The sequence below is a fragment of the Streptomyces sp. NPDC012508 genome (assembly GCF_042902595.1).
Classification (GTDB): Bacteria; Actinomycetota; Actinomycetes; order Streptomycetales; family Streptomycetaceae; genus Streptomyces.
On sequence record NZ_JBIBEO010000007.1, the window covers coordinates 356558 to 381589 of the forward strand.

General features: G+C 71.9%; 25 protein-coding genes, 5 tRNA genes and 1 pseudogene. 20 read left to right on the forward strand and 11 right to left on the reverse strand.

The window, feature by feature from the left end:
- Positions 1–20: 20 nt before the first annotated feature.
- The 3 genes from ACFY8U_RS25160 to ACFY8U_RS25170 are packed head-to-tail and all read right to left on the reverse strand — an operon-like array spanning position 21 to position 1722.
- Complete coding sequence (locus ACFY8U_RS25160; protein ID WP_389573822.1) at positions 21–350, reverse strand: helix-turn-helix transcriptional regulator; 330 nt, start codon at positions 348–350, stop codon at positions 21–23.
- A gap of 32 nt (positions 351–382) precedes the next feature.
- Positions 383–1324 (reverse strand): hypothetical protein, encoded by a 942-nt coding sequence (locus ACFY8U_RS25165; RefSeq protein ID WP_389573825.1) that lies wholly within the window; start codon positions 1322–1324, stop codon positions 383–385.
- Complete coding sequence (locus tag ACFY8U_RS25170; RefSeq protein WP_361759758.1) at positions 1324–1722, reverse strand: hypothetical protein; 399 nt, start codon at positions 1720–1722, stop codon at positions 1324–1326. The genes ACFY8U_RS25165 and ACFY8U_RS25170 overlap by 1 nt, the downstream gene beginning before the upstream one ends.
- A 227-nt stretch (positions 1723–1949) precedes the next feature.
- On the opposite strand from ACFY8U_RS25170, the gene ACFY8U_RS25175 reads away from it, so the two are divergent.
- From ACFY8U_RS25175 to ACFY8U_RS25215, 9 genes are all read left to right on the forward strand, one after another.
- On the forward strand, positions 1950–3479 hold the full coding sequence (locus ACFY8U_RS25175) for a peptidoglycan-binding protein (protein ID WP_389573828.1): 1530 nt from the start codon (positions 1950–1952) through the stop codon (positions 3477–3479).
- Positions 3480–3556: 77 nt separating this feature from the next.
- A complete protein-coding gene (locus tag ACFY8U_RS25180; RefSeq protein WP_389574163.1) occupies positions 3557–4243 on the forward strand; it encodes an ABC transporter ATP-binding protein in 687 nt (228 codons plus the stop codon).
- Positions 4240–5481: an ABC transporter permease gene (locus ACFY8U_RS25185; protein ID WP_389573830.1), complete on the forward strand. Its 1242-nt coding sequence runs from the start codon at positions 4240–4242 to the stop codon at positions 5479–5481. Before ACFY8U_RS25180 ends, ACFY8U_RS25185 begins: the two co-directional genes overlap by 4 nt.
- A 48-nt stretch (positions 5482–5529) precedes the next feature.
- Positions 5530–6252, forward strand: a complete 723-nt coding sequence (locus ACFY8U_RS25190; RefSeq protein ID WP_389573833.1) for an HAD family hydrolase — start codon at positions 5530–5532, stop codon at positions 6250–6252.
- 93 nt (positions 6253–6345) lie between these two features.
- Positions 6346–6417 (forward strand) — tRNA-Gln (locus ACFY8U_RS25195).
- Positions 6418–6460: 43 nt separating this feature from the next.
- Positions 6461–6533, forward strand: a tRNA-Glu gene (locus tag ACFY8U_RS25200).
- Between the two features lie 61 nt (positions 6534–6594).
- Positions 6595–6667: transfer RNA gene (locus tag ACFY8U_RS25205), tRNA-Glu, on the forward strand.
- A 16-nt stretch (positions 6668–6683) separates the two neighbouring features.
- Positions 6684–6755, forward strand: a tRNA-Gln gene (locus tag ACFY8U_RS25210).
- Between the two features lie 40 nt (positions 6756–6795).
- Positions 6796–6871: transfer RNA gene (locus ACFY8U_RS25215), tRNA-Glu, on the forward strand.
- 127 nt (positions 6872–6998) lie between these two features.
- On the opposite strand, the gene ndgR is transcribed toward ACFY8U_RS25215, so the two are convergent.
- A complete protein-coding gene (gene ndgR, locus ACFY8U_RS25220) occupies positions 6999–7715 on the reverse strand; it encodes an IclR family transcriptional regulator NdgR (RefSeq protein ID WP_005311436.1) in 717 nt (238 codons plus the stop codon).
- A 140-nt stretch (positions 7716–7855) separates the two neighbouring features.
- On the opposite strand from ndgR, the gene leuC reads away from it, so the two are divergent.
- From leuC to ACFY8U_RS25240, 4 genes are all read left to right on the forward strand, one after another.
- Positions 7856–9280, forward strand: a complete 1425-nt coding sequence (gene leuC, locus ACFY8U_RS25225; protein ID WP_361434522.1) for a 3-isopropylmalate dehydratase large subunit — start codon at positions 7856–7858, stop codon at positions 9278–9280.
- Positions 9281–9286: 6 nt separating this feature from the next.
- The gene (gene leuD / locus ACFY8U_RS25230; protein ID WP_389573836.1) at positions 9287–9880 is read left to right on the forward strand and encodes a 3-isopropylmalate dehydratase small subunit; all 594 of its coding nucleotides are present in this window, start codon (positions 9287–9289) and stop codon (positions 9878–9880) included.
- Positions 9881–9984: 104 nt separating this feature from the next.
- The gene (locus ACFY8U_RS25235) at positions 9985–10212 is read left to right on the forward strand and encodes a hypothetical protein (RefSeq protein ID WP_031013922.1); all 228 of its coding nucleotides are present in this window, start codon (positions 9985–9987) and stop codon (positions 10210–10212) included.
- Between the two features lie 143 nt (positions 10213–10355).
- Positions 10356–11027 (forward strand): HU family DNA-binding protein, encoded by a 672-nt coding sequence (locus ACFY8U_RS25240; RefSeq protein WP_361603767.1) that lies wholly within the window; start codon positions 10356–10358, stop codon positions 11025–11027.
- Between the two features lie 157 nt (positions 11028–11184).
- Here ACFY8U_RS25240 and ACFY8U_RS25245 read toward each other — a convergent pair whose 3' ends face one another.
- Positions 11185–11394: a hypothetical protein gene (locus ACFY8U_RS25245; protein ID WP_315895639.1), complete on the reverse strand. Its 210-nt coding sequence runs from the start codon at positions 11392–11394 to the stop codon at positions 11185–11187.
- A gap of 10 nt (positions 11395–11404) precedes the next feature.
- Positions 11405–12067, reverse strand: a complete 663-nt coding sequence (gene cofC / locus ACFY8U_RS25250; protein ID WP_389573841.1) for a 2-phospho-L-lactate guanylyltransferase — start codon at positions 12065–12067, stop codon at positions 11405–11407.
- A gap of 163 nt (positions 12068–12230) precedes the next feature.
- On the opposite strand from cofC, the gene ACFY8U_RS25255 reads away from it, so the two are divergent.
- The 3 genes from ACFY8U_RS25255 to ACFY8U_RS25265 all read left to right on the forward strand — a co-directional run bounded on the left by ACFY8U_RS25255 (position 12231) and on the right by ACFY8U_RS25265 (position 15211).
- On the forward strand, positions 12231–12983 hold the full coding sequence (locus ACFY8U_RS25255; protein WP_361603762.1) for a lysophospholipid acyltransferase family protein: 753 nt from the start codon (positions 12231–12233) through the stop codon (positions 12981–12983).
- Positions 12980–13981 (forward strand): NAD(P)H-dependent glycerol-3-phosphate dehydrogenase, encoded by a 1002-nt coding sequence (locus ACFY8U_RS25260; protein ID WP_361603759.1) that lies wholly within the window; start codon positions 12980–12982, stop codon positions 13979–13981. Before ACFY8U_RS25255 ends, ACFY8U_RS25260 begins: the two co-directional genes overlap by 4 nt.
- 90 nt (positions 13982–14071) lie before the next feature.
- Positions 14072–15211 carry a D-alanine--D-alanine ligase family protein gene (locus ACFY8U_RS25265; RefSeq protein ID WP_361434515.1) on the forward strand — a complete coding sequence of 380 codons (1140 nt, stop codon included), beginning with the start codon at positions 14072–14074 and terminating at the stop codon, positions 15209–15211.
- Positions 15212–15219: 8 nt separating this feature from the next.
- Here ACFY8U_RS25265 and ACFY8U_RS25270 read toward each other — a convergent pair whose 3' ends face one another.
- The gene (locus ACFY8U_RS25270) at positions 15220–15714 is read right to left on the reverse strand and encodes a DUF3515 domain-containing protein (RefSeq protein ID WP_389574165.1); all 495 of its coding nucleotides are present in this window, start codon (positions 15712–15714) and stop codon (positions 15220–15222) included.
- Between the two features lie 23 nt (positions 15715–15737).
- On the reverse strand, positions 15738–15971 hold the full coding sequence (locus tag ACFY8U_RS25275; RefSeq protein ID WP_352190331.1) for an Lrp/AsnC ligand binding domain-containing protein: 234 nt from the start codon (positions 15969–15971) through the stop codon (positions 15738–15740).
- A gap of 185 nt (positions 15972–16156) precedes the next feature.
- Between ACFY8U_RS25275 and ACFY8U_RS25280 the strand changes: the two genes are divergently transcribed.
- The 3 genes and pseudogenes from ACFY8U_RS25280 to ACFY8U_RS25290 form a co-directional block, all read left to right on the forward strand.
- The gene (locus ACFY8U_RS25280) at positions 16157–17119 is read left to right on the forward strand and encodes a thiamine-phosphate kinase (protein ID WP_352190330.1); all 963 of its coding nucleotides are present in this window, start codon (positions 16157–16159) and stop codon (positions 17117–17119) included.
- Positions 17119–17907 (forward strand): bifunctional hydroxymethylpyrimidine kinase/phosphomethylpyrimidine kinase, encoded by a 789-nt coding sequence (gene thiD / locus ACFY8U_RS25285; RefSeq protein WP_389573846.1) that lies wholly within the window; start codon positions 17119–17121, stop codon positions 17905–17907. The genes ACFY8U_RS25280 and thiD overlap by 1 nt, the downstream gene beginning before the upstream one ends.
- A 28-nt stretch (positions 17908–17935) precedes the next feature.
- Positions 17936–18043, forward strand: a pseudogene (locus ACFY8U_RS25290) (hypothetical protein); the annotation flags it as partial.
- Between the two features lie 51 nt (positions 18044–18094).
- Here the strand turns inward: ACFY8U_RS25290 and rpmB are convergent.
- Complete coding sequence (rpmB, locus tag ACFY8U_RS25295; RefSeq protein WP_003957616.1) at positions 18095–18280, reverse strand: 50S ribosomal protein L28; 186 nt, start codon at positions 18278–18280, stop codon at positions 18095–18097.
- 240 nt (positions 18281–18520) lie between these two features.
- On the opposite strand from rpmB, the gene ACFY8U_RS25300 reads away from it, so the two are divergent.
- A complete protein-coding gene (locus ACFY8U_RS25300; protein WP_389573848.1) occupies positions 18521–20101 on the forward strand; it encodes a DAK2 domain-containing protein in 1581 nt (526 codons plus the stop codon).
- Positions 20102–20293: 192 nt separating this feature from the next.
- On the opposite strand, the gene ACFY8U_RS25305 is transcribed toward ACFY8U_RS25300, so the two are convergent.
- Positions 20294–23110 carry a tetratricopeptide repeat protein gene (locus tag ACFY8U_RS25305; protein WP_389573851.1) on the reverse strand — a complete coding sequence of 939 codons (2817 nt, stop codon included), beginning with the start codon at positions 23108–23110 and terminating at the stop codon, positions 20294–20296.
- Positions 23107–24918, reverse strand: coding sequence for an HSP90 family protein (locus tag ACFY8U_RS25310; RefSeq protein WP_389573854.1), 1812 nt, complete (start codon positions 24916–24918; stop codon positions 23107–23109). The genes ACFY8U_RS25305 and ACFY8U_RS25310 overlap by 4 nt, the downstream gene beginning before the upstream one ends.
- Positions 24919–25032: the final 114 nt, after the last annotated feature.

Consider the following 25032-nt stretch of genomic DNA (forward strand, 5'->3'; position numbering starts at 1 on the left):
TCGGCTGTCGCGTCCTGTGCTCACCCCACCCGCAGGAAAGCGTTCCGCTCCTCGTGCGCGGAGCAGAGTTCCGCGCGGCCCGAGGGCTCGATCAGATCGAACACACCGACCAGGCACAGCTGGAACCGGCTCAGCCCGCCGAGCTTCTGCCGCAGGTTGGCGATGTGGAACTTCACCGTGCGGACCGAGATTCCCAACGCCCTGGAGACCTCGTCGGACTCCGGCCGGGAGACGAGCTGGGCGAGGATCTGGTGCTCCCTGTCGGTGAGGGTGTGCAGACGCGACAGGGCCGTCCTCATGGTGGAGCGCAGCGGCTCCGGCAGACGGCACAGTCTGCATGCAGTGGTCATCGTTCCCCCTGGGCGACAGGGCTCAGGTTCTGTCACTCGGTCAGCGTGGCGGCCAGCTTCAGCCTGCTGTCCACCTGCTCCTTTGCGAGCGCGAGTGTCTCCGCATGCTTCTCGATCAGCTGCTGCTGGTAGGCCTTCGTCGCGGCGTAGTGCACTCCGACGAGGTTTACCTGCTGTTTGCACTCTACGTCGGCCTTGGCGGCGGTGATCGCACGGGTGCCCGAGAGCTCGTCCCCCTGGATACCCAGCTCCTTGCTCGCCCTCATCGGGTCGGAGACCGTGTACCCGGCCTTCGACATGCACGCCGACCACTGCTTGTCGACGGCACGGACCCGGGAGTCCTCGCGGGCCTTCGACTCGGCCTCACCCTTGAGGTTGAAGACGAAGAGGATGTCGACCTCGTTCGCCTTGCGGGCGTAGAGCTTGAGGAAGGACTCGCGGGAGCAGCCGCCCACGGGCACCTTCTGCCCGTTGAACGCGACGTCGCTTCCGCCGGCCTTCTCCGCGTCCTCCAGGTTGGCCGGCAGATCGGCCGGCTTCAGGTCCTGTTTGCCGTTGAGGGCCAGCTGCTCCGCCTGGGTCGGCGGCTTCCCCTGGGCGGGCGGTGTCTCCGCGTTCGCCATCGCGGGGTTCAGATAGCCGTACCGCGCGGCCGCGTCCGGGTCCGTGACACCGAAGATCCGGGCGTTCACCCCCGTCGTCGGAACACGGGGCTGCTCGGGCGCCCTGTAGGCGAAGCCCAACCGGGCCATGCACTGGTCGACGAGCACGTTCTGGGCCGACGCGAGGGTGTTCTGCTGCTCGGGAGTGGCCTCGTAGGCCTCCAGTGGGAAGGCTACGCCCGTCGTCCTGAGCATCGTGGGCACGGGACCGAGCGGTGGTTCGGTACGCCGATCGGCGCCGTCCGAGCCCGTGGCGGAACAGCCCGCCAGGGCAAGGACAGCGCCGACGACGATCACATGACGTCGGCTCATTAGAAGATGATCATCGCGGCAGACGAGATCTCGTTGTTGAAGTTGCCGGTGGCGTTGCCCACGTACCCGGCCGGGAGCGATCCGCGGATGCCCTCCTGGTAGTGGTCGGTCCAGACGTACATGGTGCGACCCGCCCAGTTTCGGTACGAGGCCGTGTTGTCGTTCGCGGTCTGACCCGAGCCGCTGCACGAGCCGACGAAGCGGTCGTCGGCGAAGTCGTTGTCCGAGACGACGTCGAAGACACAGCCGCCCTGGCCCGAGTTGTAGTAGAGACCCAGCTCGAGGTTCTCCAGCACGCCGTTCTTGTCGTCGTACGCCGCCGCCGGACCCGCGGTGCCCAGTGCGAAGCCGCCCACGGCAACCGCCGCGACCGCTGCCTTCAGGATTCGGTTGTTCATTTCGTCCCTTTTCATTTCCATGGATCGTGAAGATCTTGCGACCGGGAAGTGGATCACGGCTGGAGGGGACCGTCTACTGTCCCCGAGGACAGTAGACGCGTCTGACCTGCACGTCTTACCGTGTCGGCCCGGGCCGGAGGCTTCGGCCCCTGCTCGTCTGGAGCCCCGTTGTTCGTACGGCGGTCGCGGCTGAACCACATACGCCGGTGATACGACGAAGGACGACGATGACGCAGGACACAGACGCCTCGGCGACGGTCGTGGAACAGCTGACCGGACCCGAGAGGGGCGCCGAAACGGGACCGCGCACAGTGGCGGGCCGACGCCGTTGGGTGGCGGCGGTCGCCGTGGGGGCCGTACTCGCCACGCTCGGGGGCCTGGGCACTGCGCTCCTCGTGAAGTCGCCCGCGCAGGTCGCGGCCGAAGCTTCGGCACCAGCCCCGGACGTGCTGACCGCGTCCGTGGAGCACCGCGTGCTCACCTCCTCCGTCGTCACGCGTGGCGAAGTGGTGGCCGGCCAGGCCGTCGACGTGATCCCACAGGTGTCCGCCGGCGAAGGCGCGGCCCGCGCGGTCGTCACCAAGATCCAGGTGCGGCCGGGGGATTCCGTACGCGCCGGACAGGTCCTGATGGAGGTGTCCGGGCGACCCGTGTTCGTGCTGGAGGGCGGTCTGCCCGTCTACCGCGACCTGCGGCCCGGCGCCACCGGCGACGACGTGCGGCAGCTGCAGCAGGCGCTGCGCGAGCGTGGCCACGCGACGGGGCCCGACGAGGCGGGCCGCTTCGGCGCCCGTACCAAGGCGGCGCTCAACGCCTTCTACCGGTCCGTGGGTTACGACCCGGTGTCCGCGACGCCCGAGGGCGAAGACGACCCCCTCGTCGGGGCCCGCGAGCAGGTGACCGCCGCCGAACGTGCCCTGGAGGACGCCGTGGACACCGCGTCGGCAGGGGCGGGGAAGGGCTCCCGGTCGTCCTCGCCGTCGCCCTCCGCGTTTCCCTCGGCCTCCGCCGACAAGGAGACGACCGACGACGGCGACCTGCGGAAGGCCGTACGCAGGGCGCGCGAAGACCTTGCCGCGGCGCGGACGAAGCTCGCCGCCGCCGAGGCGGCCGCGGGACCGATGCTGCCCGCAGCGGAGGTGGTCTTCCTCAAGAGCTTCCCGGCACGCGTCGACTCGGTGTCTGCGAAGGTCGGCGGTGGGGCGACCGGCACCGCGATGAGGCTCTCGGCGGGGCAGCTCGTCGTCCAGGCGCACGTCCCCGAGTACCAGAAGGACCTCATCCGCCCCGGCAGCGCGGCCGAGATCTACTCCGAGGTGACCGGGGCCTCCGCGCGGGGCAAGGTCACCGCCGTCTCCGACGCCCCTGTCCAGGCTGGAGCTACCGGAGGCCAGGGGCAGGGGACCCAGGACGGCGGCGAGCAGACAGGGCAGGGAGCGACCGGCTGGCTTGTGGAGATCACCCCCGGCACCCCGCTGAAGTCCGATCTGACCGGCCAGGACGTGCGCGTCACCGTCGTCGCGGCCTCGACCGGCGGCAAGGCCCTGGTCGTGCCGATCACCGCGATCAGCTCCGGCGCGGACGGCCGGGCCACCGTGACCGTGGTGGAGGCCGGCGGCGACCGGCGCAGGGTGGAGATACGCGCGGGCACGGCCGGCGACGGCTACGTGGCCGTCGAGCCGGTCGCGGACCCCGGCGCGCTTGCCCCTGGCGCTCAGGTGATCACGGGCGTCTCCCGCGAGCGGACCGATCCGTGACGGGCGCCCCCGCCTTCGCCCCGGCCTCCGCCGACGGGCCCGGCTTCGCCCTCGGCGCCCCCGCCCCCGAGCCGGTCATCGAGTTCCGCCAGGTCGGACTGACCTACCCGGGACCTCCGCCGGTGGACGCCCTCAGGCCCTGCGACCTGACCGTCCGGCGCGGCGAGTTCGTCGCCGTCGTCGGCCCGTCTGGCTCGGGCAAGTCCACGTTCCTGAACATCGCAGGGCTGCTGGACGCCCCCACCACCGGGACGTACCTCCTGGACGGTATCGACACCGGTACCCTCCGGGACGCCGATCGCACCGCGCTGCGCGGCCGCCGCATCGGCTTCGTCTTCCAGTCCTTCCATCTGCTGCCCCAGCGCAGCGCGTTGGAGAACGTCACCCTCGCCCTGGTCTACAACGGTGCGCCCCGCCGGGAGCGGGCCGCCCGCGCCCGCGAGGCGCTGGAGCAGGTCGGCCTCGTCCACCGCGTCGACACCCTGCCCACCCGGCTGTCGGGCGGCGAACGGCAGCGGGTGGCCGTCGCCCGCGCACTGGTGACCCGGCCCTCCCTCCTGCTCTGCGACGAACCGACCGGCAACCTCGACACCGCGAACGCCGACGCTGTGCTGGCGCTGCTGGAGAAGCTGCACGCGGACGGTATGACGGTCCTGGTCATCACCCATGACCCGGCGGTCGCCGCGCGCGCCAAGCGCACGGTGACGATCCGGGACGGCCGGCTGAGCATGTCGGGCACGGCGGAGCACGAGGAGGTCCGATGAGGCGGATGCGGCGCGGGGGAACGGTCCCGCACTCCGTCTTCGCCTGGCGGGACGTGCTGGCCGAGTCCCTCGCCGGAATGACCCAGCGTCCCGGGCGATCCGCGCTGACCGCACTCGGCACGGTCCTCGGCGTGGGGTCGTTCGTCGCCGTCCTCGGGCTGACGGCCACCACCTCGTCGCAGATCGACGCGCGCTTCAACGCCCTCAGCGCGACCGAGGTGACCGTCGAGGACGTCGCCCGCCAGCAGGACGAGTTCGCCGGGCCCGCCTTTCCGGCGGACGCCGACGCGCGGATCGAGCGGCTGAACGGCGTCGAGCACGCGGGAGTGTTCTGGCCCGTCCGGCTGGCGCCCGACGAGTCCGTACGCTCCTCCGCCCTCGCCGGCCCGGACGGCGACCGGGGCGGGGTCGACGTCGTCGCCGCGTCGCCCGGAGTCCTCGCTGCGGCGGGTGCCCGTCTCGCCGAGGGCAGGATCTACGACGCGTACGCGTCGGAGCGCGGGGAGCCGGTGGCCGTCGTGGGTGAGGGTGTCGCCGACCGGCTCGGCATCACCACCCTGGAGACCCACCCGGCGATCTTCATCGGTGGAAGGCCGTTCACCGTCACGGGCATCGTCGCCGGGACGGACCGGAAGGCCGATCTGCTGCTGTCGGTCGTCGTACCGCGCACCACGGCGGAACGCGTCTGGGGGCAGCCGGAGGACGGCGGGGCGCAGATGCTGGTCTCGACCGAGCTGGGTGCCGCCTCGCAGATCGCCCACGAGGCCGCGACGGCGCTGCGCCCGGACCACCCGGAGTACTTCAAGGTCGTTCCGCCGCCGGACCCCAAGGCGCTGCGGGGCGAGATCGGCGACGACCTGAACCGGCTCTTCCTGCTGCTGGCGTCCATCTGTCTGGTGATCGGCGCGGTGGGCATCGCCAACACCACGCTGGTCGCCGTCCTGGAGCGCACGGGGGAGATCGGACTGCGCCGGGCGCTGGGTGCGCGCGGACGCCACATCACCGTGCAGTTCCTCGCGGAGTCCGGCGCGCTCGGCGCGCTGGGCGGCCTCGTCGGCACGTCCCTGGGCGTCCTGACGGTCGTGGGGGTCGCGGTGGTCCGCGACTGGACCCCGGTGATCCATCCGACGACGGCCGCGGGCGCCCCGGCCATCGGCCTGGTGACGGGCGTCGTCGCGGGCCTCTACCCCGCGTGGCGTGCGGCCAGGATCGAGCCCGCGGAGGCGCTGCGCCGCTGATCCGGGGAACGGGCGGCGTCGGCTCCGGCGTCGGAGTACGTTCGGAGCATGCCCATCCGCGCGGTCCTCTGGGACATCGACGACACGATCTTCGACTACTCCCGCGCCGACCTGGCCGGTATGCGCGACCATCTCACCGCCGAGGGTCTGGTGGGCGGATTCGACTCCGTCGACCAGGCCCTTCGCCGTTGGCAGGAGATCACGGTCGTCCACTGGAGGCGCTTCGAGGCCGGGGGCGTGGACTTCCAGGAGCAGCGGCGCGAGCGGGTGCGGGAGTTCCTCGCCGTGCCCGGTCTGGTCGCCGCCGAGGCGGACGCCTGGTTCGAGCGGTACATCGCGCACTACGAAGCGGCCTGGAAGCTCTTCCCCGACGCCGTCCCCGTGCTCGACCTGCTCGCGGGTGACTACCGTCACGCCGTCCTGTCGAACTCCTCGATCCACAACCAGGACCGCAAGCTGCGCGTGCTGGGTGTACGCGACCGCTTCGAGGCCGTCGTCTGCGCCGCGGAGCTCGGGGTCGCCAAGCCGGCCGCCGAGGCCTTCCACGCCGCCTGCGCCGCCCTCCACCTGGCGCCGGGGGAGGTGGCGTACGTCGGCGACCAGCCGGACATCGACGCCCTGGGTGCGGAGGGCGCCGGGCTCCGGGGCATCTGGCTGGACCGGGCCGGGACCGGCGGGCGGCCCGAGCTGACCCGGATCACCGACCTCCACCAGCTGCCCGCACTGCTGCGCGGCGATACCCGTTTTGGAGCGCCGGACACCTTCGGGTAATGTTCTTCCTGCGCCGAGGGGAGCAAGCCGAAAGGCAGAAACCCTCCGGAGCACAACCCGAACAAGATCCCCTCGACGGGGATCGCGTTTTGGTGGCCTATGGTGTAATTGGCAGCACGACTGATTCTGGTTCAGTTAGTCTAGGTTCGAGTCCTGGTAGGCCAGCTCGCAGAGCTCATCTGCATCGTACGCGGATCTCATCCGCAAAGCCCCCGTTGTGTAGCGGCCTAGCACGCTGCCCTCTCAAGGCAGTAGCGCCGGTTCGAATCCGGTCGGGGGTACAGATCCTTCCCGCGGGATCACCTGGGTCGCACCCGGTGAACTCGATGCAGGATCGCTAGGGCCCCCGTTGTGTAGCGGCCTAGCACGCCGCCCTCTCAAGGCGGTAGCGCCGGTTCGAATCCGGTCGGGGGTACTGGTCTAAACCACCATGGCCTATGGTGTAATTGGCAACACTACGGTTTCTGGTACCGTCATTCTAGGTTCGAGTCCTGGTAGGCCAGCTCGCAGAGCTCATCTGCATCCGCGGATCTGATCCGCAAGGCCCCCGTTGTGTAGCGGCCTAGCACGCCGCCCTCTCAAGGCGGTAGCGCCGGTTCGAATCCGGTCGGGGGTACCACGAGAAGAAGCCCTTCCCTTCGGGGGAGGGCTTCTTCGCCGTTCAGGACGGTCCACGCACAACTCCGGCCCACCGCTGCGGCGTTGAAGCGGTGGGCCGGTGTTCGGCAGGAGGGACGTGAAGCGCGTCAGCCGTTGCGGCGGAGCGCCTCGGAGAGGCGGGCGGCGGCGTCGATGACGGCCTGGGCGTGCATACGGCCCGGGTGGCGCGTCAGGCGCTCGATCGGCCCCGAGACCGACACGGCGGCCACCACGCGGTTCGAGGGGCCGCGCACGGGCGCGGAGACGGACGCGACGCCCGGCTCGCGCTCGCCGATCGACTGGGCCCACCCTCGGCGCCGTACGCCCGAGAGGGCCGTCGCCGTGAAGCGGGCGCCCTGAAGACCGCGGTGGAGCCGCTCGGGCTCCTCCCAGGCCATCAGGATCTGCGCCGAGGAGCCGGCCTTCATCGTCAGCGTCGAGCCGACCGGGACCGTGTCCCGAAGGCCGGACAGCCGCTCGGCGGCCGCCACGCAGATGCGCATGTCGCCCTGACGCCGGTAGAGCTGGGCGCTCTCGCCGGTGACATCGCGCAGATGCGTCAGTACCGGGCCCGCCGTGGCGAGCAGGCGGTCCTCACCGGCCGCGGCGGCGAGCTCCGCCAGGCGCGGTCCGAGGATGAACCGGCCCTGCATGTCGCGCGCCACCATCCGGTGGTGTTCCAGTGCCACGGCGAGGCGATGTGCCGTGGGTCGTGCGAGTCCCGTCGCCGCGACCAGACCTGCGAGGGTGGCCGGACCGGACTCCAGGGCGCTCAGGACAAGGGCTGCCTTGTCGAGAACACCCACGCCGCTAGAGTTGTCCATGCAACGATATTCACGTCTCACTCTGTGAAACGCAAGTTCAATTTTCCGGGGATCTTGCGACCCTGGTGAGGCGGCCGCACAACGGCTCGCGAAACGGGTCTCTAGTTGTGCCGACGTAGACGTCGGCCGGAGGGAAAGCGATGGGTAGGACACTCGCGGAGAAGGTCTGGGACGACCATGTCGTCCGGCGCGCCGAGGGCGAGCCCGACCTCCTCTTCATCGATCTGCACCTGCTGCACGAGGTGACCAGCCCCCAGGCGTTCGACGGCCTGCGTCAGAACGGCCGGCAGGTGCGGCGCCTCGACCTCACCATCGCCACCGAGGACCACAACACCCCGACCCTCGACATCGACAAGCCCATCGCCGACCCGGTCTCGCGTGCCCAGTTGGAGACGCTGCGGAAGAACTGCGCCGAGTTCGGCGTACGGCTGCACCCTCTGGGCGACGTCGAGCAGGGCGTCGTCCACGTCGTGGGCCCGCAGCTGGGCCTGACCCAGCCCGGCACCACCGTGGTCTGCGGTGACTCCCACACCTCCACGCACGGCGCCTTCGGCGCGCTGGCGTTCGGCATCGGCACCAGCCAGGTCGAGCACGTCCTGGCCACCCAGACGCTGCCCCTGGCCCGTCCCAAGACCATGGCGATCACGGTCGACGGCGAGCTGCCCGAGGACGTCACCGCCAAGGACCTGATCCTGGCGATCATCGCCAAGATCGGCACCGGCGGCGGCCAGGGCTACATCCTGGAGTACCGCGGCTCCGCCATCGAGAAGCTCTCGATGGAGGCCCGGATGACCATCTGCAACATGTCGATCGAGGCCGGTGCCCGCGCGGGCATGATCGCCCCCGACGAGACCACCTTCGCGTACCTGAAGGGCCGCGCCCACGCCCCCGAGGGCGAGGACTGGGACGCCGCCGTCGCGTACTGGAAGACCCTCGAGTCCGACGAGGACGCGGTCTTCGACGCCGAGGTCGTCATCGACGCCGCGTCCCTGGCGCCGTTCGTCACCTGGGGCACCAACCCCGGCCAGGGTGCGCCGCTTTCGGCGAACGTCCCCGACCCGGCTTCGTACGAAGACGCTTCGGAGCGCCTGGCCGCCGAAAAGGCCCTGGAGTACATGGGGTTGACCGCCGGGCAGCCGCTGCGGGACATCAAGGTCGACACCGTCTTCGTAGGCTCCTGCACCAACGGCCGCATCGAGGACCTGCGCAACGCAGCCGCCCTGCTGGAAGGCCGCAAGGTCGCCGACGGCGTCCGGATGCTGGTCGTCCCCGGCTCGGTCCGCGTGGCCCTGCAGGCCGTAGAGGAGGGCCTGGACAAGGTCTTCAAGGAGTCCGGCGCCGAATGGCGGCACGCGGGCTGCTCGATGTGTCTGGGCATGAACCCCGACCAACTGGCGCCCGGTGAGCGCTCCGCGTCCACCTCCAACCGCAACTTCGAGGGCCGGCAGGGCAAGGGCGGCCGCACCCACCTGGTCTCGCCCCAGGTCGCCGCCGCCACCGCCGTACTGGGCCACCTGGCCTCCCCGGCCGATCTGTCCGACGTCGCTACGCCCGCGGGGGTCTGAGGAACCATGGAAGCTTTCACCACGCACACCGGCCGGGCCGTCCCGCTGCGCCGCAGCAACGTCGACACCGACCAGATCATCCCCGCCCACTGGCTGAAGAAGGTCACCCGCGACGGGTTCGAGGACGGGCTGTTCGAGGCCTGGCGCAAGGACTCCGAGTTCGTGCTCAACCGCCCCGAGCGGCAGGGCGCCACGGTTCTGGTGGCCGGCCCCGACTTCGGCACCGGCTCCTCCCGTGAGCACGCCGTCTGGGCGCTGCAGAACTACGGCTTCCAGACCGTCATCTCCTCCCGGTTCGCCGACATCTTCCGCGGCAACTCGCTGAAGAACGGTCTGCTGACGGTCGTCCTCGACCAGCCCACCGTGGACGCCCTCTGGGAGCTGACCGAGGCCGACCCGACGGCCGAAATCACTGTTGACTTGGAGCGCCGCAAGGTGCTGGCGGCCGGGATCGACGCCGACTTCGAGCTCGACGAGAACGCCCGCTGGCGTCTGCTGAACGGTCTCGACGACATCAGCCTCACCCTTCAGAACGAAGCCGACATCGCCGCCTACGAGGCGTCCAGGCCGGCCTTCAAACCCCGTACAATTACGGCCTGAGCAGCGCTTTTCCATGACTGCGCCCCCCACCCTCCGGTGGGGGGCGCAGTCGCTTGTTGAGACCCTGTCGGGCGACAACTCGCCCTAGATGGCACAATCGGTGCATGGAACGCGACAGCCAACTCGAGCTCTACGAGGCAGTCGCCGCCCGATTGAAGGAAGCGCACACAAGAGTGCGCGCACTGCAAGTCCCGGAGGGCGTAAGGATGGCGCTGTCCCGGAAGCTGCTGGTCGTCACGGCAGCGGCGAAGCACGATCTCGCGGACGCGGCAACGCGTCTCGACCGGTTGATGAAGGACCTCGACGAGGGCCGATTCCCTGAAGACGACTGACACCAGGAACTCCGCAACGGCACTTCCGCGTTGCGGCACTAGGGTGATTAGCCCGTTTCGTGTTTGATTTGCGGTATATACATGCCTAACGTGCGAAAAAGCTTGAACACTTTCGTTCTGGCAATGTCTCCGAAGGGGAAGACGTGAACAAGGCGCAGCTCGTAGAAGCGATTGCCGACAAGATGGGCGGTCGCCAGCAGGCGGCCGACGCCGTCGACCACGTGCTCGACGCCATCGTGCGTGCCGTGGTCTCCGGGGACCGGGTCTCGGTCACCGGCTTCGGTTCGTTCGAGAAGGTCGACCGTCCGGCCCGGTACGCCCGTAACCCGCAGACGGGTGAGCGCGTCCGGGTCAAGAAGACCTCGGTTCCGCGCTTCCGTGCGGGTCAGGGCTTCAAGGACCTGGTCAGCGGCTCGAAGAAGCTCCCCAAGGGCGGCGAGGTCGCGGTCAAGAAGGCGCCCAAGGGCAGCCTGATGGGCGGCGGCGCCTCGGCGACCGTGAAGAAGGCGGCCGCCAAGAAGGCCACCACCGCCAAGAAGGCGGCCGCGAAGAAGACCACCCCGGCGAAGAAGACCACCGCGGCGAAGACCACGGCGGCCAAGAAGGCCACCACCAAGAAGACCACCGCGGCGGCCAAGAAGACCACGGCGGCGGCCAAGAAGACGACGCCCGCGAAGAAGACCACCACCGCGACGGCGAAGAAGGCCACCGCCAAGAAGACCGCGCCGGCGAAGAAGGCCACGGCGAAGAAGGCGCCCGCCAAGAAGACGACGGCGCGCAAGACCACCGCCAAGAAGACCGCCGCGAAGAAGTAGGAGTAAGCGGCACAAGGGTCAAGGGCCACTCACACGCCGGGCCGGGCTCCCCTCGGGGAGCCCGGCCCGCGGCGCGTCGACGCCCTGTTCGGCCGCGTCCACACGTTCTTCGGCCGCGCGTACGCCCTGTTCGGCCCAGTGGCGCCGGTCGAATCGTTCAGAGGGTCTGCAGCGTCACCAGCGTGATCCGCAGCCCCGCGCCGCCCGTGCCCGGCTCCGTCTCGATCCGCACCCGCTGCCCCGGGCGCAGCAGCCGCAGCCCGCCCGCGTCGAAGGCCTCGGCCCCGAACTCCACCGGGGTGCCGTCGTCGAGCAGCACACTGCCGCTGCGGGTCTCGGGGTCGTACGTGTACGCGGTCGCCTGCATGGGCCGCAGCCTATCCGGCCGCGCGATCACCGGCCGCACGATCCCAGCGGGCGGCCGTCCGCGGACCGATCCCCAACGCCAGCGCGGCCGCCAGATCCTCGCCGGTGTCCACGTCCCGGCGTACGGAATCGACCCCTGCCAGTCTGATTTCCACCGCACCGGACGACAAATGCCGGAGCCGCGAAGCACCCCCGAAAGCAGGTGCCAATTCCACGCCCGGACCCGCCGAGAGGAATGTCGTACCTATTTCGGCGGCATCCGCGAGAAATGTCCGGGGGAATTCACCGGCCGCTTCCAGGACCCGGGCGAGCTCCGCGGGCCGCAGCGCGGGCAGGTCCGCGTTGAGCGCCGCCACGCGCGCGTGGGGCCGGGCGCCCCGTACCGTCCGCGCCCCGTGCGCCAGCGCCGCGTTGAGCCCGGCGGCCGGGGAGTCCGGCACGATCCGCGCCCCGAGCGCCGCCAGCGCCACCGCGGCCGCCTGATCATCCGTGACGACCGCCACATCCCGCACCCGCCCGCACTCGAGCGCCGCGGCCACCGTGTCCTGCGCGAACGCCAGCGCGAGCCGCGGACGCAAGCCGTGACCGGCGGCCGCGGCGAGCCTGCTCTTCGCCCGCGCAAGGGGCTTCAGGGGCACGACCAGGGACCAGCCGTCGTCCGGATCGATGTTCATCGCGGCCCATTGTGACCCGACACCAGGCCCCCGCGTCCGACGGGCCGGAGGGCCCGGCGCCCGGCGCCCGCGCGAGCCCGGGGCGTACGGTGTTCTCGACAGACCAGGAGCATGGGGCGACACTTGGCCCCCTGCACGCCAGTCTCCAGAGGAAGGTGCACGAGTGTCCCGCCGCAGAATCGGCTTCTGGTACCGCCTGGCGGCGGTCATCGCCAAACCCCCACTGGTGGTGCTGTTCAAGCGGGACTGGCGCGGAACGGAACACATTCCGGCCGACGGCGGATTCATCACCGCCGTCAATCACAACTCGTATCTGGACCCGCTGTCCTACGCGCATTACCAGTACAACACCGGACGGGTTCCGCGCTTTCTCGCCAAGGCCGCCCTCTTCAAGGGTTCGTTCGTGGGCACCATGCTGCGCGGCACCGGACAGATCCCCGTCTACCGCGAGACGACCAACGCCCTGGACGCCTTCCGGGCCGCCGTCGAGGCCATCGAGCGCGGCGAGTGCGTCGCCTTCTACCCCGAGGGCACCCTCACCCGCGACCCCGACATGTGGCCCATGGCGGGCAAGACCGGCGCCGCCCGCGTCGCGCTCCTCACCAAGGCCCCGGTCATCCCGGTCGCCCAGTGGGGCGCCAACCTCGCGATGCCGCCGTACGCCACGGAGAACAAGCTCAGCCTGTTCCCGCGCAAGACGCTGATCGTGCAGGCCGGTCCGCCCGTCGATCTCTCGCGCTTCCACGGCCAGGAGCCCACGCCCGAGGTGCTGCGCGAGGCGACCGAGGTCATCATGGCGGCGATCACCGCGCTCCTGGAGGACGTCCGGGGCGAGCAGGCCCCGGCCGAGCCGTACGACCACCGCAAGGCCCGGCTGGAACAGCGGCGCAAGGCCGCCGGGGAGGGCATGAAGTGACCAAGGCAGCCGTATTCGGAACCGGATCCTGGGGCACCGCCTTCGGCATGGTCCTCGCCGACGCGGGCTGCGACGTGACCCTCTGGGGCCGCCGCGCAGAACTCGCCGACGCCATCAACACCACCCGCACCAACCCCGACTACCTTCCGGGTGTCGAACTCCCCGCGAACGTCCGGGCCACCACCGACCCCGCGGAGGCCGCCCACGACGCCGACTTCACCGTCCTCGTCGTGCCCTCGCAGACGCTCCGCGCCAACCTCGCCGAGTGGGCCCCCAAGCTGGCCCCCGACACCGTCCTCGTCTCCCTGATGAAGGGCGTCGAACTGGGCACCGCCAAGCGCATGAGCGAGGTCATCACCGAGGTCGCCGACGTGCCCGTGGAGCGCGTCGCCGTCCTCACCGGCCCCAACCTGGCCAAGGAGATCGCCGCCCGGCAGCCCGCGGCCGCCGTCGTCGCCTGCGCCGACGAGTCGGTCGCCCAGCGGCTCCAGACCGCCTGCATGACCCCGTACTTCCGCCCGTACACCAACACCGACGTCGTCGGCTGCGAACTCGGCGGCGCGGTCAAGAACGTCATCGGGCTCGCCGTCGGCATCGCCGACGGCATGGGCCTCGGCGACAACTCGAAGGCCACGCTGATCACCCGCGGCCTCGCCGAGACCACCCGGCTCGGTCTCGCCATGGGCGCCGACCCGCTCACCTTCTCCGGCCTCGCCGGCCTCGGTGACCTGGTGGCCACCTGCTCCTCGCCGCTCTCCCGGAACCACACCTTCGGCACGAACCTGGGCCGCGGGATGACCCTGGAGGAGACCATCGCGGCGACCAAGCAGACCGCCGAGGGCGTCAAGTCCTGCGAGTCCGTGCTCGATCTGGCCCGCCGCCACGGTGTCGACATGCCGATCACCGAGACGGTCGTCTCGATCGTCCACGAGGGCAAGCCGCCGATCGTCGCCCTCAAGGAACTGATGTCGCGCAGCGCCAAGTCCGAGCGCCGCTGACGCCCTCCGGGGGACACGCGCTACGCCGGACGCGCGCGGCGGCCCGGGGCTCTTAAGCGGATCGAACACGCAAGGTACGCTCAACGCGTTATGAGCGAGAACACCCAGAGCCCCCGCAAGCCGCGCGTGGCCGTCGTCTTCGGCGGACGCAGCTCCGAGCACGCCATCTCCGTCGTCACGGCAGGCGCCGTCCTGCGCGCCATCGACCGGACCAAGTACGACGTGCTGCCCATCGGCATCACGACGGACGGGCGCTGGGCGCTGACCGCCGACGCCCCCGAGCGGATGGCCATCGCCGACCGCGCGCTGCCGAACGTCGCCGACCTCACCGAGTCCGAGGAGGGCGCCGTCGTCCTCTCCGTCGACCCGGCCAACCGCGACGTCGTGTACACCGAGCCCGGCTCCGTGCCGAAGGCCCTCGGCCAGGTCGACGTCGTCTTCCCGATGCTGCACGGCCCGTACGGCGAGGACGGCACCCTCCAGGGCCTCCTGGAGCTCTCCGGCGTCCCCTACGTCGGCGCGGGCGTGCTCGCCTCCGCCGTGGGCCAGGACAAGGAGTACATGAAGCGGGTGTTCACCTCCTTCGGGCTGCCCGTCGGCCCGTACGAGGTCATCCGGCCGCGCGAGTGGGAGCAGAACCCCGCGGCCGCCCGCAAGAAGATCGTCGAGTTCGCCGCCGACCACGGCTGGCCGCTCTTCGTGAAGCCCGCCCGCGGCGGCTCCTCCATGGGCATCACCAAGGTCGACGACCTCTCCGGCCTGGACGAGGCCATCGAGGAGGCCCGGCGCCACGACCCCAAGATCCTCGTCGAGTCGCTGCTGCGCGGCCGTGAGATCGAGTGCGGCGTCCTGGAGTTCGAGGACGGCCCGCGCGCGAGCGTGCCGGCGGAGATCCCGCCCGTCACCGACCACGACTTCTACGACTTCGAGGCCAAGTACATCGACTCGGCGTCCGGGATCGTCCCCGCGCCGATCGGCGACGAGGCCACCGCCGAGGTCCAGCGCCTCGCGGTCGCCGCGTACGAGGCCGTCTCCTGCGAGGGTCTGGTCCGCGCCGACTTCTTCCTCACGGAGGAGGGCGAGTTCGTGATCAACGAGATCAACACCATGCCGGGCTTCACCCCGATCTCCATGTACCCGCGCATGTGGCAGGAGAGCGGCGTCAGCTACCCCGAGCTGGTGGACCGCCTGATCCAGGCGGCCCTCACCCGCTCCACGGGCCTGCGCTAGCGGAGGCCCTAGTCGCACTCCGGTTCCAGTGCGCAGGGCACGGCCTTCTTCACGGGGGCGGCGAGATCGACGAGCGGGCCGATGTCATGGGCGTACCGCTCGTCGAGGCTCACCTCGATGTACGTCTCGCGGTACACCGAGGTGAAGCGGGGTCCGTCGCCCTCGCGCTGTTCCAGCATCCAGCGCACGCCGTCCACCGAGACGCCCTGCGTCTGCGGATCGGTCATCTTTTCGGGCCGGGGGACCCCGCAGCGCAGTACGATCGCCGCATCCCCCCATCCGGCGGTCAGCTCGGAGCCCGGCTCAGGATCGTTCCGTTCCAGCCCCGCCACGGTTTCGGGAAGCGCCTTCGCCAGAGCCTGGCAAAGGGTCGCTTCCGCGACCGGCGGGCTGGGAACCGGGATCGAAGCCTTCGCGTCCGTGGAGGAGCAGCCCGCGGCAGTCAGCAGCAGCAACACGGCCGCGACGGCGGCGGGCAGGCCGAAAGGCCGGTGGGAAGACATCACCGGCCAAGGGTAGACGGGGGCTACAGATGCACGACCGGGCAGGTGAGGGTCCGCGTGATGCCTTCCACTTGCTGGACCTTGGCGACCACCATGCGGCCGAGTTCGTCGACGGTGTCGGCCTGGGCGCGGACGATGACGTCGTAGGGGCCCGTCACGTCTTCCGCCTGGATCACTCCCGCGATCTTGGAGATGGTCTCGGCGACGGTCGACGCCTTGCCCACCTCGGTCTGGATGAGGATGTACGCCTGTACCACGGAACCTCCAGGGCGGCCACGAGGATCTTGTGGGAGAAAGAGACGCCACGGTACCGCGTCGCCGCGGGCCGCGGGGAGACCTGCGTGCCCCGAGGCGCCCACAGTGTGGCGTAGACAAGACAGCAGTTGACGGTCTAGACGGTTCCTCATTGACGGTACCGCACGACAACACGAGGTGAGACGCGGTGAAGGGCACAGTAGGAGAGTTGGGGGAGTTCGGGCTCATCAGAGAGCTCACCTCCCGGCTCACCTCCACCCCGGCGGTGCGGATCGGACCCGGCGACGACGCCGCGGTCGTCTCCGCACCCGACCGGCGCGTGGTGGCCAGTACGGACATCCTGCTCGAAGGACGTCACTTCCGCCGCGACTGGTCGACGGCGTACGACGTCGGCCGCAAGGCCGCCGCGCAGAACCTCGCCGACATCGCCGCGATGGGCGCCGTCCCCACCGCGCTCCTCCTCGGCCTGGTCGTCCCGGCCGAACTCCCGGTCACCTGGCCCACCGAGCTGATGGACGGCCTGCGGGACGAGTGCCAGGTCGCGGGCGCGGCCGTCGTCGGCGGCGACGTCGTCCGCGGCGACACCATCACCGTCGCCATCACGGCCCTCGGCGATCTGCGCAACCACGACCCCGTGACCCGGGGCGGGGCCCAGCCCGGCGACGTCGTCGCGTACACCGGCTGGCTCGGCTGGTCCGCGGCCGGCTATGCGGTGCTCTCCCGAGGCTTCCGCTCCCCGCGCGCGTTCGTCGAGGCCCACCGGCGGCCCGAGCCGCCCTACCACGCGGGCCCCGCGGCCGCCGGGCTCGGCGCCACCGCCATGTGCGACGTCAGCGACGGACTCATCGCCGACCTCGGCCACATCGCCGAGGCCAGCAAGGTCCGCATCGACCTGCGCTCGGGGCTCATCGACATCCCCACCCAGATGAACGACATCGGCCAGGCCGTGGGCGTGGACCCGCTGCAGTGGGTGCTCACCGGGGGAGAGGACCACGCGATCGTGGCCACTTTCCCGCCGGACGTGAAGCTGCCGGCCCGCTGGAAGGTGATCGGCGAGGTCCTGAACCCCTCCGCGCTGCCGCAGGTCACCGTGGACGGGGCGCCCTGGCACAGCAAGGGCGGCTGGGACCACTTCGGGGGCCACGAGTGATGCGGCCGCCGCTCGTCCTGACCGTCGCCGGATCCGACTCCGGCGGCGGCGCGGGCATCCAGGCCGACCTGAAGACGATGCTCGCCCTCGGCGTCCACGGCATGAGCGTGATCACCGCTGTCACGGCCCAGAACTCGCAGGGTGTGCGGGGCGCGTGGGAGCTGCCCGAGGAGGCCGTACGGGCCCAGTACCGCGCCGTCGTCGACGACATAGGCGTCCAGGCCGTGAAGACCGGCATGCTGGCCTCTGCCGCGCTGGTGGAGACGGTCGCGGAGCTCCTCGCCGGGACGGACGCGCCCGTCGTCGTGGATCCGGTCGGGGTCTCCAAGCACGGTGACCCGCTGCTCGCGGCCTCGGCGCTGGATTCCGTACGGACGAAGCTGCTGCCGGTCGCCACGGTCGCCACGCCCAACCTGGACGAGGTGGCGCAGCTCACAGGCGTACGGGTCGGCTCGGAGGCGGATCTGACGGAGGCCGCGGCGGCGATCCTGTCGTACGGGCCTCGCTGGGCGCTCATCAAGGGCGGGCACCTGGAGGGTGAGGCGGTGGATCTGCTCACCGACGGTGACGAGGAGCACTGGCTCCGCGCGCCGCGCCACGACAACCGGCACACCCACGGCACGGGCTGCACGCTCGCCTCTGCGGTCGCGTCGGGCCTCGCGAAGGGGCTGAGCGTGCCGGAGGCGGTGCGGGAGGCGAAGGCGTATGTGACCGGGGCGATCGCGGCCGGGTTCGCGCTGGGCGCGGGGATCGGCCCGGTGGACCACGGCTGGCGCTTCCGCGCCTAGCGGGTCCCGCCAAGGGGGCGTTCGCTTCCGGGGCGTGCGGCTCCGGGGCGTGCGCCTCCGGGGTGTGCGCCTCCAGGGCACGCGCCTACAGGGCACGCGTCCCCGGGCATGGCAAAAGGCCGGTTCACCAAGGTGAACCGGCCTTTCAAGGCAACCGCAGGGGCTGCGCTACGACGAAACGTCGGCGTTAGCGCGAGACCTTGCCGGCCTTGATGCACGAGGTGCAGACGTTGAGCCGCTTCGGCGTCCGACCGACCACGGCACGCACGCGCTGGATGTTCGGGTTCCAGCGACGAGACGTACGGCGGTGCGAGTGCGAAATGTTGTTGCCGAAGCCCGGCCCCTTGCCGCAGACGTCGCAGTTGGCAGCCACGGGTCACTCCAAAGACTTCAGATTTACAGTGAAATCCGGCGCACCGGAATCAGAGTTCTGAAGTGGCTTGCCGGGGGAATGGCCCGACTCTCGCCGGGCAACCGGAGCAGCATACAACGGCTGCTCCCGTAGAACGAAACTACCACGGACACCGCGGCCCCCGCCCCGGCCCCAGGTCACGAGCCGGTCTACCCTGCGGTGAGCTCACCGCAGACGGCCGCCTAGCAGGAGGATCACCAGTTGCCGCAGACCGCGCAGACCCTGGACGCCGCAGCGGTCCGATCCTGGTGCGTACGGGCGCTGGACGCGCTCGGCCGGGAGCGCGAGGAGATCGACGCGATCAACGTCTATCCGATCGCCGACGGGGACACCGGAACGAACCTGTACCTGACGGTGGAGTCCGCGGCCCAGGCGGTCGAGGCGGTCTTCGCGGCGGACGATCCCGACGCGGGTGAGGTCGTACGCGCCATGGCGCACGGCGCGCTGATCGGGGCGCGGGGCAACTCCGGAACGATTCTCTCGCAGCTGCTGCGCGGCATGGCGTCCGTGCTCGCCGACGGACGTGACGGTGATCACCTCGCCCGCGCCCTGACGGCGGCGGCCCGCGCGGCCAGGGAGGCCGTGGCGCACCCCGTCGAAGGCACGATCCTGAGCGTGGCGACGGCGGCGGCGGACTCCTGCGGGGGTGGCGGAAGCCTGGTGACGGTGGCCAGAGGGGCGTACGAGGGCGCCAGGACCGCCCTGGAGGCGACTCCCGGACAGCTGGCCGTCCTCGAGCGCGCCGGCGTCGTGGACGCGGGCGGACGGGGTCTGGTGGCGGTCCTCGGGGCGCTGGTGGAGGCCGTGTCGGGCGAGGCGCAGCTGCGCCCGCCGACGCGGGCCGTGCCGGTGTCCTCGCTGGATGACTGCGCCCCGCAGGGCGGCCCCGCATTCGAGGTGATCTACCTCCTGGAGGCCGAGGACGCGGCGGTGGAGCGGCTGCGGGCCCGGCTGGACGCGCTGGGCGACTCCCTGGTCGTCGTCGGCGGGGACGGCCTGTGGAACGTCCACGTCCACGTCGACGACGCGGGGGCGGCGGTGGAGGCGGGCGTGGAGGCGGGGCGCCCGTACCGGATCCGCATCACGCACTTCGCGGGCGCCTCGGAGACACGGGAGCGGCTGCAGCGGGCCGTCGTGGCGGTCGTACCGGGGGAGGGGCTCGCGGGCCTGTGCGCGGAGGCCGGCGCGACGACCGTGCTGGCCGGGCCGGGGGCGCCGCCGGCGAGCGGGGACCTGGTCGATGCGATCAGGCGGGCCCACGCGCGCGAGGTGGTGCTGCTGCCCAACGACACCGACCTGCGGCACACGGCGGGCGCGGCGGCCGAGCAGGCCCGAGCGGAGGGCATCCGGGTCGCCCTGATCCCGACCCGGGCGGCGGTCCAGGGCATCGCGGCGCTGGCCGTCCACGAGCCGGACCGGCGCTTCGACGAGGACGTCGTGGCGATGACGGCGGCGGCGGGGGCGACGCGGTACGCGGAACTCGCGGTGGCCGAACACCAGTCGTTCACCTCGGCGGGCGTCTGCCAGGCCGGTGACGTCCTCGGCCTGATCGAGGGCGACGTGGCGGTCATCGGCCAGGACCTCACGGACACGGCCCGAACGGTCCTGGACCGGATGCTCTCGGCGGGCGGCGAACTGGTGACCCTGATCGTCTCGGACGAGACGCCACCGGCCCTGTCGGACTCCCTGGAACGCCACGTCCGCGAGACGTACCTGGCCGTGGACACCACGACCTACCACGCGGGCGCGGGCGCCCCGCCGCTCCTGATCGGCGTGGAGTAGCCACCCCGGCCCGACCGTCCCTCCGGCACGGCGCGGACCCCGGCGCGAACCGTCCGCACCTCGGCGGGCTCGCCGGCGGGCGGCGCGAAGCTGCCGCAGTTCTCCGGGGGTTCCGGGGGCGGAGCCCCCGTTCCCGTCAGGGTTTCGGGGAGGGGTGGGGTGGGGGAGTCCCCGCCCCTCCCACCCCCGCCGTCATGAACTCGCGCGCTCCAGGACCGACTCCGCCTCCTCGCGGCGGGAAGGCGCCGGGTCGTCCTCCGTCGTGGCGTACTCCGCCAGCACCCCCCGCGCCAGCGCCACCGCCGACGACGGCTCGTCCACGGCCAGGTGGAGCCAGGCCGACAGGAGCTCCGCTGCCGTGCGGCGGTCGCGCTGATCCGGGCCCGCCTCGGCGAACGCCGCGACCGCCCGCGTCGCGTACGACAGCGCCGCCCCCGCGTCCGTCTCCCCGAGCAGCTCCGCCGCCTGGACGTACGTGTCCCCACGCTCCACCACGTCCGCCCCGCACGCCTCCGCAGCGGCGTCCATCAGCGCCCTGCCCTCCCCGTCCGCGCCCGCGATCCAGGCCCGGACCCGCAGGGTCCGCACATACGCCGCCGTGTCGCCCAGCGCGCTCCACAGCTCGCCCGCCCGCTCGTACGCCGCCGCGGCCTCCGGCCGCAGCTCCGCCGCGAGCAGCGCCTGCGCCGCCAGGTTCGCGAGCACCGCGTGGTCCCGCTGCTCCGGCCACGACTTCGCCAGCTCCGCCGCCCGCAGCCACTGCTCCGCCGCCGCGCGGGGCTCGTTCAGCGTCGAGAGGCAGTCGCCGAGCCACCACAGCGTCTGGACGACCATCCCGTCGCCGTGCCTCTCCACCGACAGGTCCGGCAGCACCGCCTCCAGAATCGCCGCCGCCTCCTCGAACCGCGACTCCCGCAGCAGCCAACCGCCCAGCTGGTGCCGGGCGTACGCGCCGATGCCCCGGCTCTCGCCCGCCTCGTCTGCCCAGTGCGCCGCCTCCAGGGCGTGCTCCGCCGCCTCGCCGAACCGCCCCGCCGCGCCCAGGACTTCGGCGAGCTGGAGCCTGAGCCGGGTCTGCCCGGCCGCCCCGGCGTGCCGCGAGCCATGGTCGAGGGCCGCACGCGCCGCCCGCTCGGCCGTCTCCAGGTCACCCGTGTGCAGGGCGATCCGCGAGAGCCGGGCCTCGGGTTCCACCGCGTACCAGGGCATCCCGATCCGGTGGTAGAGCTCCGCGGCGTGCGCGTACTGCCGGGCCGCCCCCTCGGCATCCCCCTCGTGGGCCGCCAGATCGCCCCGTACGGCCTCCGCCTCGGCGACCCGGTCCGCGACCAGCGGATCGTCCGCGTACGGCGCGGTGAAGGCCAGCAGCTCGTCCACGGCCCGCACCAACTCATCGGCGGGGGAGCCGTGCTCGCCCTCGTCCTCGTGCAGCCGCAGCAGCCCCACACGGACCCGGCTCAGCAGCGCCCCCGCCGCCTGCCGGGGCGTGGCCGCCCCCTCGGCGTGCAGCGCGAGCACCCGGGTGATCGCCTCACCGACGGCCGCCGTCGCCTCGGCCACCCGCCCGTCGAGCGCGAGCGCGTACGCCGCCCTGGCCCGGGCGGCCTCGGCCTCACCCCGGTCGCCGGCCGACTCGTACCCCTCCGCGGCCCGGTGGAACAGCCCGACCGACTCGGCCGGACCGAGGTCCATCGCCATGGCCCGGTGGTCGTCCAGCTCGGCCCGCCCGAGCACGTCCAGTTCGAGATCGGCGGCCCCCACCGCCTCCCACGCGGCGCGGGCGGCCGGATCCCGCTGCGCCGACAGCCGGCGCGCCTCCGCGAGCAGGTCGCCCGGCTCCACCGCCGGCGCCACCACGCGCGCGGACGGGGGCGAGGGCACCGGCACCGGACCCGCCGCCCGTACCCCCAGCGGCAGCCGCTCCAGGAGCGGCCGCGCGTCCATCCGGGCCCGTACGAGCGCGCTGACCCGCCCCGTACCGTTGCGCTCGTCGAAGCGCCGCGCGATCGCCAGCGCCTCCACGCGCGCGTGGGCGGCCAGTTCGCCGGCGGTCCACGGCGCCCCCTCGGCCCTCGCCGGACCCGGCACCGACTGCGCGCCGAGCCCCAGCTCCACCAGCCGGTCGAGGAGCAGCGCCGTCACGGCCAGGAAGTCCATCTGGCTGTCCGGATCGCCGCCGTCCGTGAGGTACGACGGCCGTTCCGCCAGGATCTCCAGACCCCGCGCCTCGTTCCCGGTCAGCGCGCAGAACTCGATGTGGTCCGCCGCCGCGCCCCGCATGCTCTCCATGGGCCGCACCAGCCGGTAGCCCCGCAGATGGTGCGCGCGGGCCTCGTCGGCCCGGCCGAGCCGCACCAGCGGCAGCAGCGAGGAGGCCAGGACCGCGTGCGGCTCGTGCGCGCAGGTGTGCTCGCCCGCGAGGACCGGCGCCCAGGTCCGCAGGGCCTGCTCGTCGTCGCCGAGCTCCGCCGACCACCCGCCCTGCCCGTGCAGTTCGCACGCGTGACAGTCGGCCATCCGGTCCCGCTCGGCCGCCAGCCACGCCGCGTACGCCCGCTCGGCCCGCTCCAGGTCGCCGATGTGCCGCGCCACCCGGAACTCGCTCTGCCGCACGGCCCGTTCGGAGTGGCCCGCCAGGCGGTAGCGGTGCTCCATCTCGCCGAGCCACTTCTCGATCGAGGCGAGCGGGATGTGCGGCTGGTCGAGCATGCCGCTGGAGACCCACTTGAAGACCCAGTGCAGGGAGTGCGCCTCGTACGCGTCGAAGTCCGCCGGGTTGTCGTCCCACATCCGCAGCAGCCGTGAGAAGGGCACGAACATCTTCGCCTTCTCGGAGCTGTAGTTGTACGCCTGGAGCTGATGGCCCAGCGCCTCGATGACGGCCAGCGGCTCGCCGATCAGCTCGGCCTCGGCGAGGAGTCGCTCGGCGCGCGCGTTGCGCGCCGGTCCCTCCGGCTGCTGGGCGTTGTCCCGCATCGCCTCGCGGAGGGCCTCGAAGGTCAGGGTCATGCGTCGTTCTCCCCGTGGTGGGTGGCCCAGGCGAGCAGCCCCGCGAACGCCCGGTTGAGCAGCGCCGAGTCCGCCGGGCGCAGCGGCCGCTGCGCCATCAGCAGGGCCTGCCCGTACAACGCCTCGACGGCCGTCCCCGCGAGCTCAGGGTCGTCGAGCGAACCGATCCGGCGGATCAGCGGATTCAGATGGTTGAGGACCAGCCGGGCCCTCGGCGCGCTGCCGCGCAGTGAGCCGAGGATGCCGGCCCACAGGTCGCCCGCCTGCTCCTCGGCGTCCGCCCGGGCCTGCTCGTGGCGGGCCGCCCGGTCGTCCAGGTGCAGCGCGGGCACGGTCAGCGGATGGAAGGAGCGCAGCGACACGTCGCAGCCCAGCGGATCCAGCGCGGCACGCGCCACCGCGAGGAACGACGAGAGGGCCAGCTCCTGCGCCGGGTCGACCGAGTCGAGATGGGCGGTCACGGTGTCGGCGTCGAGCTCCGCGACGGCGGTGCCGGGACGGACCTCGGGGAGGCGTTCGACCAGCTCCGTGTCGTACGTGTAGCCGCCGTTGACGACGCCGATGCCCTGCGCGGTCGCGATCGCGGCGACCTGCCGGTACTCCTCGACGGTACGGGTGAAGTGCACGACCGGGTGACGGCGGGCGAACTCCTCCAGCGAGAGCCGGCCGTCCGTCGTCTCGAACGGCAGCCACGGCAGCATCGTGCGCAGCATCTCGCCGTCGTGCCGGGCCAGCGACTTCACCCCGAGGTGGTGCACGGCCAGGAACTCCTCCAGACGCTCCGGGGCGCCCGCGGCCAGCTCGCCGAGCCAGTCCCGTACGGCAGCGCCCAGCGCGTCCCGTACCCCCGCCAGCGTCTCGTCCTCGTACAGCGACTCGCGCGAGGCGGTCGGCCGCAGACTGTCCGTGTCGAGGACGCAGCGCACGAAGAACGCCCAGTCGGGCAGCAGTCCGTCGGCCCGCTCGGTGAGCAGCATGCCCTTCAGATGGACCCGGTGGCCGGCGCGCTGGGCGGGGCTGACGGCCGACGGCAGGACGTACGCCACCCCCCGGATCCCGGCGACCGGAAGATCCAGGTCGATCGAGTCGAGCGGGGTGAATCCGAAGACGTCCCTGCAGTGCCCGGCGAGTGCGACCCGCCGGGCCGCCGGGCTCGCGTACGAGCGGTTCCAGGGCGCGGGCAGTTCGGTGACCGGCGCGTCCCCGACCCGTACTTCGTACGGGAGGAGCGAGCCGTACTCGCGGGCCAGCGCGAGGACCCGCTCCTCGGCCAGCCACTCGCCGGAGCCGGGGCGCGCGGTGAGATGCACGGTGGTGCCCGGTTCCGTGCGCGCGCTGTCCGGGAGCGTGCGGACGGTGTACGAACCGTCGTCGCACGCCGTCCACTCCACCGGTGGGGCGGCGGGCGTACGGGCGCTGCGGCTGACCACCCGGATCTCGGCGGCGACCACGAAGCAGGCGAGCAGTCCGATGCCGAACTGCCCCAGGAACTCGGCTCGGGCGCTCGCGATGCCCGCGGCGTCCGCCCGCTTCGAACTGCGTCCGATCGTGGCCAGCAGGCTGTGGACGTCGCTCTCGGTCAGCCCGATGCCGCTGTCCTCGACGCGCAGGCTGCCGCCGTCCGCGTACAGCCGGACCTGTGCCGGGGCATCAGGCTGCTCGGCGCGGCGCGCGGTGATCGCGTCGACGGCGTTCTGCAGCAGTTCGCGCAGGTAGACCCGGGGGCTCGAATAGAGGTGGTGGGAGAGAAGATCCACGAGTCCGCGCAGATCGACCTGGAAGGTGTGCGGTGTCTGATCAGCAGTCATCGTCGCTGCGCCGGTGGGGGGACAGACGACGGCGCGGGTCGGGCGATCCCGGCGGGCGGTGATCGCGGGGCGGCACGGGGGGAGACGCGTCATCCTAGGGGGCACGACGCCGAC

What these genes read in the sequence shown, in the direction of transcription:
- ACFY8U_RS25160 (WP_389573822.1), bottom strand. Translation starts at nt 350, where the DNA reads ATGACCACTGCATGCAGACTGTGCCGTCTGCCGGAGCCGCTGCGCTCC.
- ACFY8U_RS25165 (WP_389573825.1), bottom strand. Translation starts at nt 1,324, where the DNA reads ATGAGCCGACGTCATGTGATCGTCGTCGGCGCTGTCCTTGCCCTGGCG.
- ACFY8U_RS25170 (WP_361759758.1), bottom strand. Translation starts at nt 1,722, where the DNA reads ATGAACAACCGAATCCTGAAGGCAGCGGTCGCGGCGGTTGCCGTGGGC.
- ACFY8U_RS25175 (WP_389573828.1), top strand. Translation starts at nt 1,950, where the DNA reads ATGACGCAGGACACAGACGCCTCGGCGACGGTCGTGGAACAGCTGACC.
- ACFY8U_RS25185 (WP_389573830.1), top strand. Translation starts at nt 4,240, where the DNA reads ATGAGGCGGATGCGGCGCGGGGGAACGGTCCCGCACTCCGTCTTCGCC.
- ACFY8U_RS25190 (WP_389573833.1), top strand. Translation starts at nt 5,530, where the DNA reads ATGCCCATCCGCGCGGTCCTCTGGGACATCGACGACACGATCTTCGAC.
- ndgR (WP_005311436.1), bottom strand. Translation starts at nt 7,715, where the DNA reads ATGGACAACTCTAGCGGCGTGGGTGTTCTCGACAAGGCAGCCCTTGTC.
- leuC (WP_361434522.1), top strand. Translation starts at nt 7,856, where the DNA reads ATGGGTAGGACACTCGCGGAGAAGGTCTGGGACGACCATGTCGTCCGG.
- leuD (WP_389573836.1), top strand. Translation starts at nt 9,287, where the DNA reads ATGGAAGCTTTCACCACGCACACCGGCCGGGCCGTCCCGCTGCGCCGC.
- ACFY8U_RS25235 (WP_031013922.1), top strand. Translation starts at nt 9,985, where the DNA reads ATGGAACGCGACAGCCAACTCGAGCTCTACGAGGCAGTCGCCGCCCGA.
- ACFY8U_RS25245 (WP_315895639.1), bottom strand. Translation starts at nt 11,394, where the DNA reads ATGCAGGCGACCGCGTACACGTACGACCCCGAGACCCGCAGCGGCAGT.
- cofC (WP_389573841.1), bottom strand. Translation starts at nt 12,067, where the DNA reads ATGAACATCGATCCGGACGACGGCTGGTCCCTGGTCGTGCCCCTGAAG.
- ACFY8U_RS25265 (WP_361434515.1), top strand. Translation starts at nt 14,072, where the DNA reads ATGAGCGAGAACACCCAGAGCCCCCGCAAGCCGCGCGTGGCCGTCGTC.
- ACFY8U_RS25270 (WP_389574165.1), bottom strand. Translation starts at nt 15,714, where the DNA reads ATGTCTTCCCACCGGCCTTTCGGCCTGCCCGCCGCCGTCGCGGCCGTG.
- thiD (WP_389573846.1), top strand. Translation starts at nt 17,119, where the DNA reads ATGCGGCCGCCGCTCGTCCTGACCGTCGCCGGATCCGACTCCGGCGGC.
- ACFY8U_RS25305 (WP_389573851.1), bottom strand. Translation starts at nt 23,110, where the DNA reads ATGACCCTGACCTTCGAGGCCCTCCGCGAGGCGATGCGGGACAACGCC.
- ACFY8U_RS25310 (WP_389573854.1), bottom strand. Translation starts at nt 24,918, where the DNA reads ATGACTGCTGATCAGACACCGCACACCTTCCAGGTCGATCTGCGCGGA.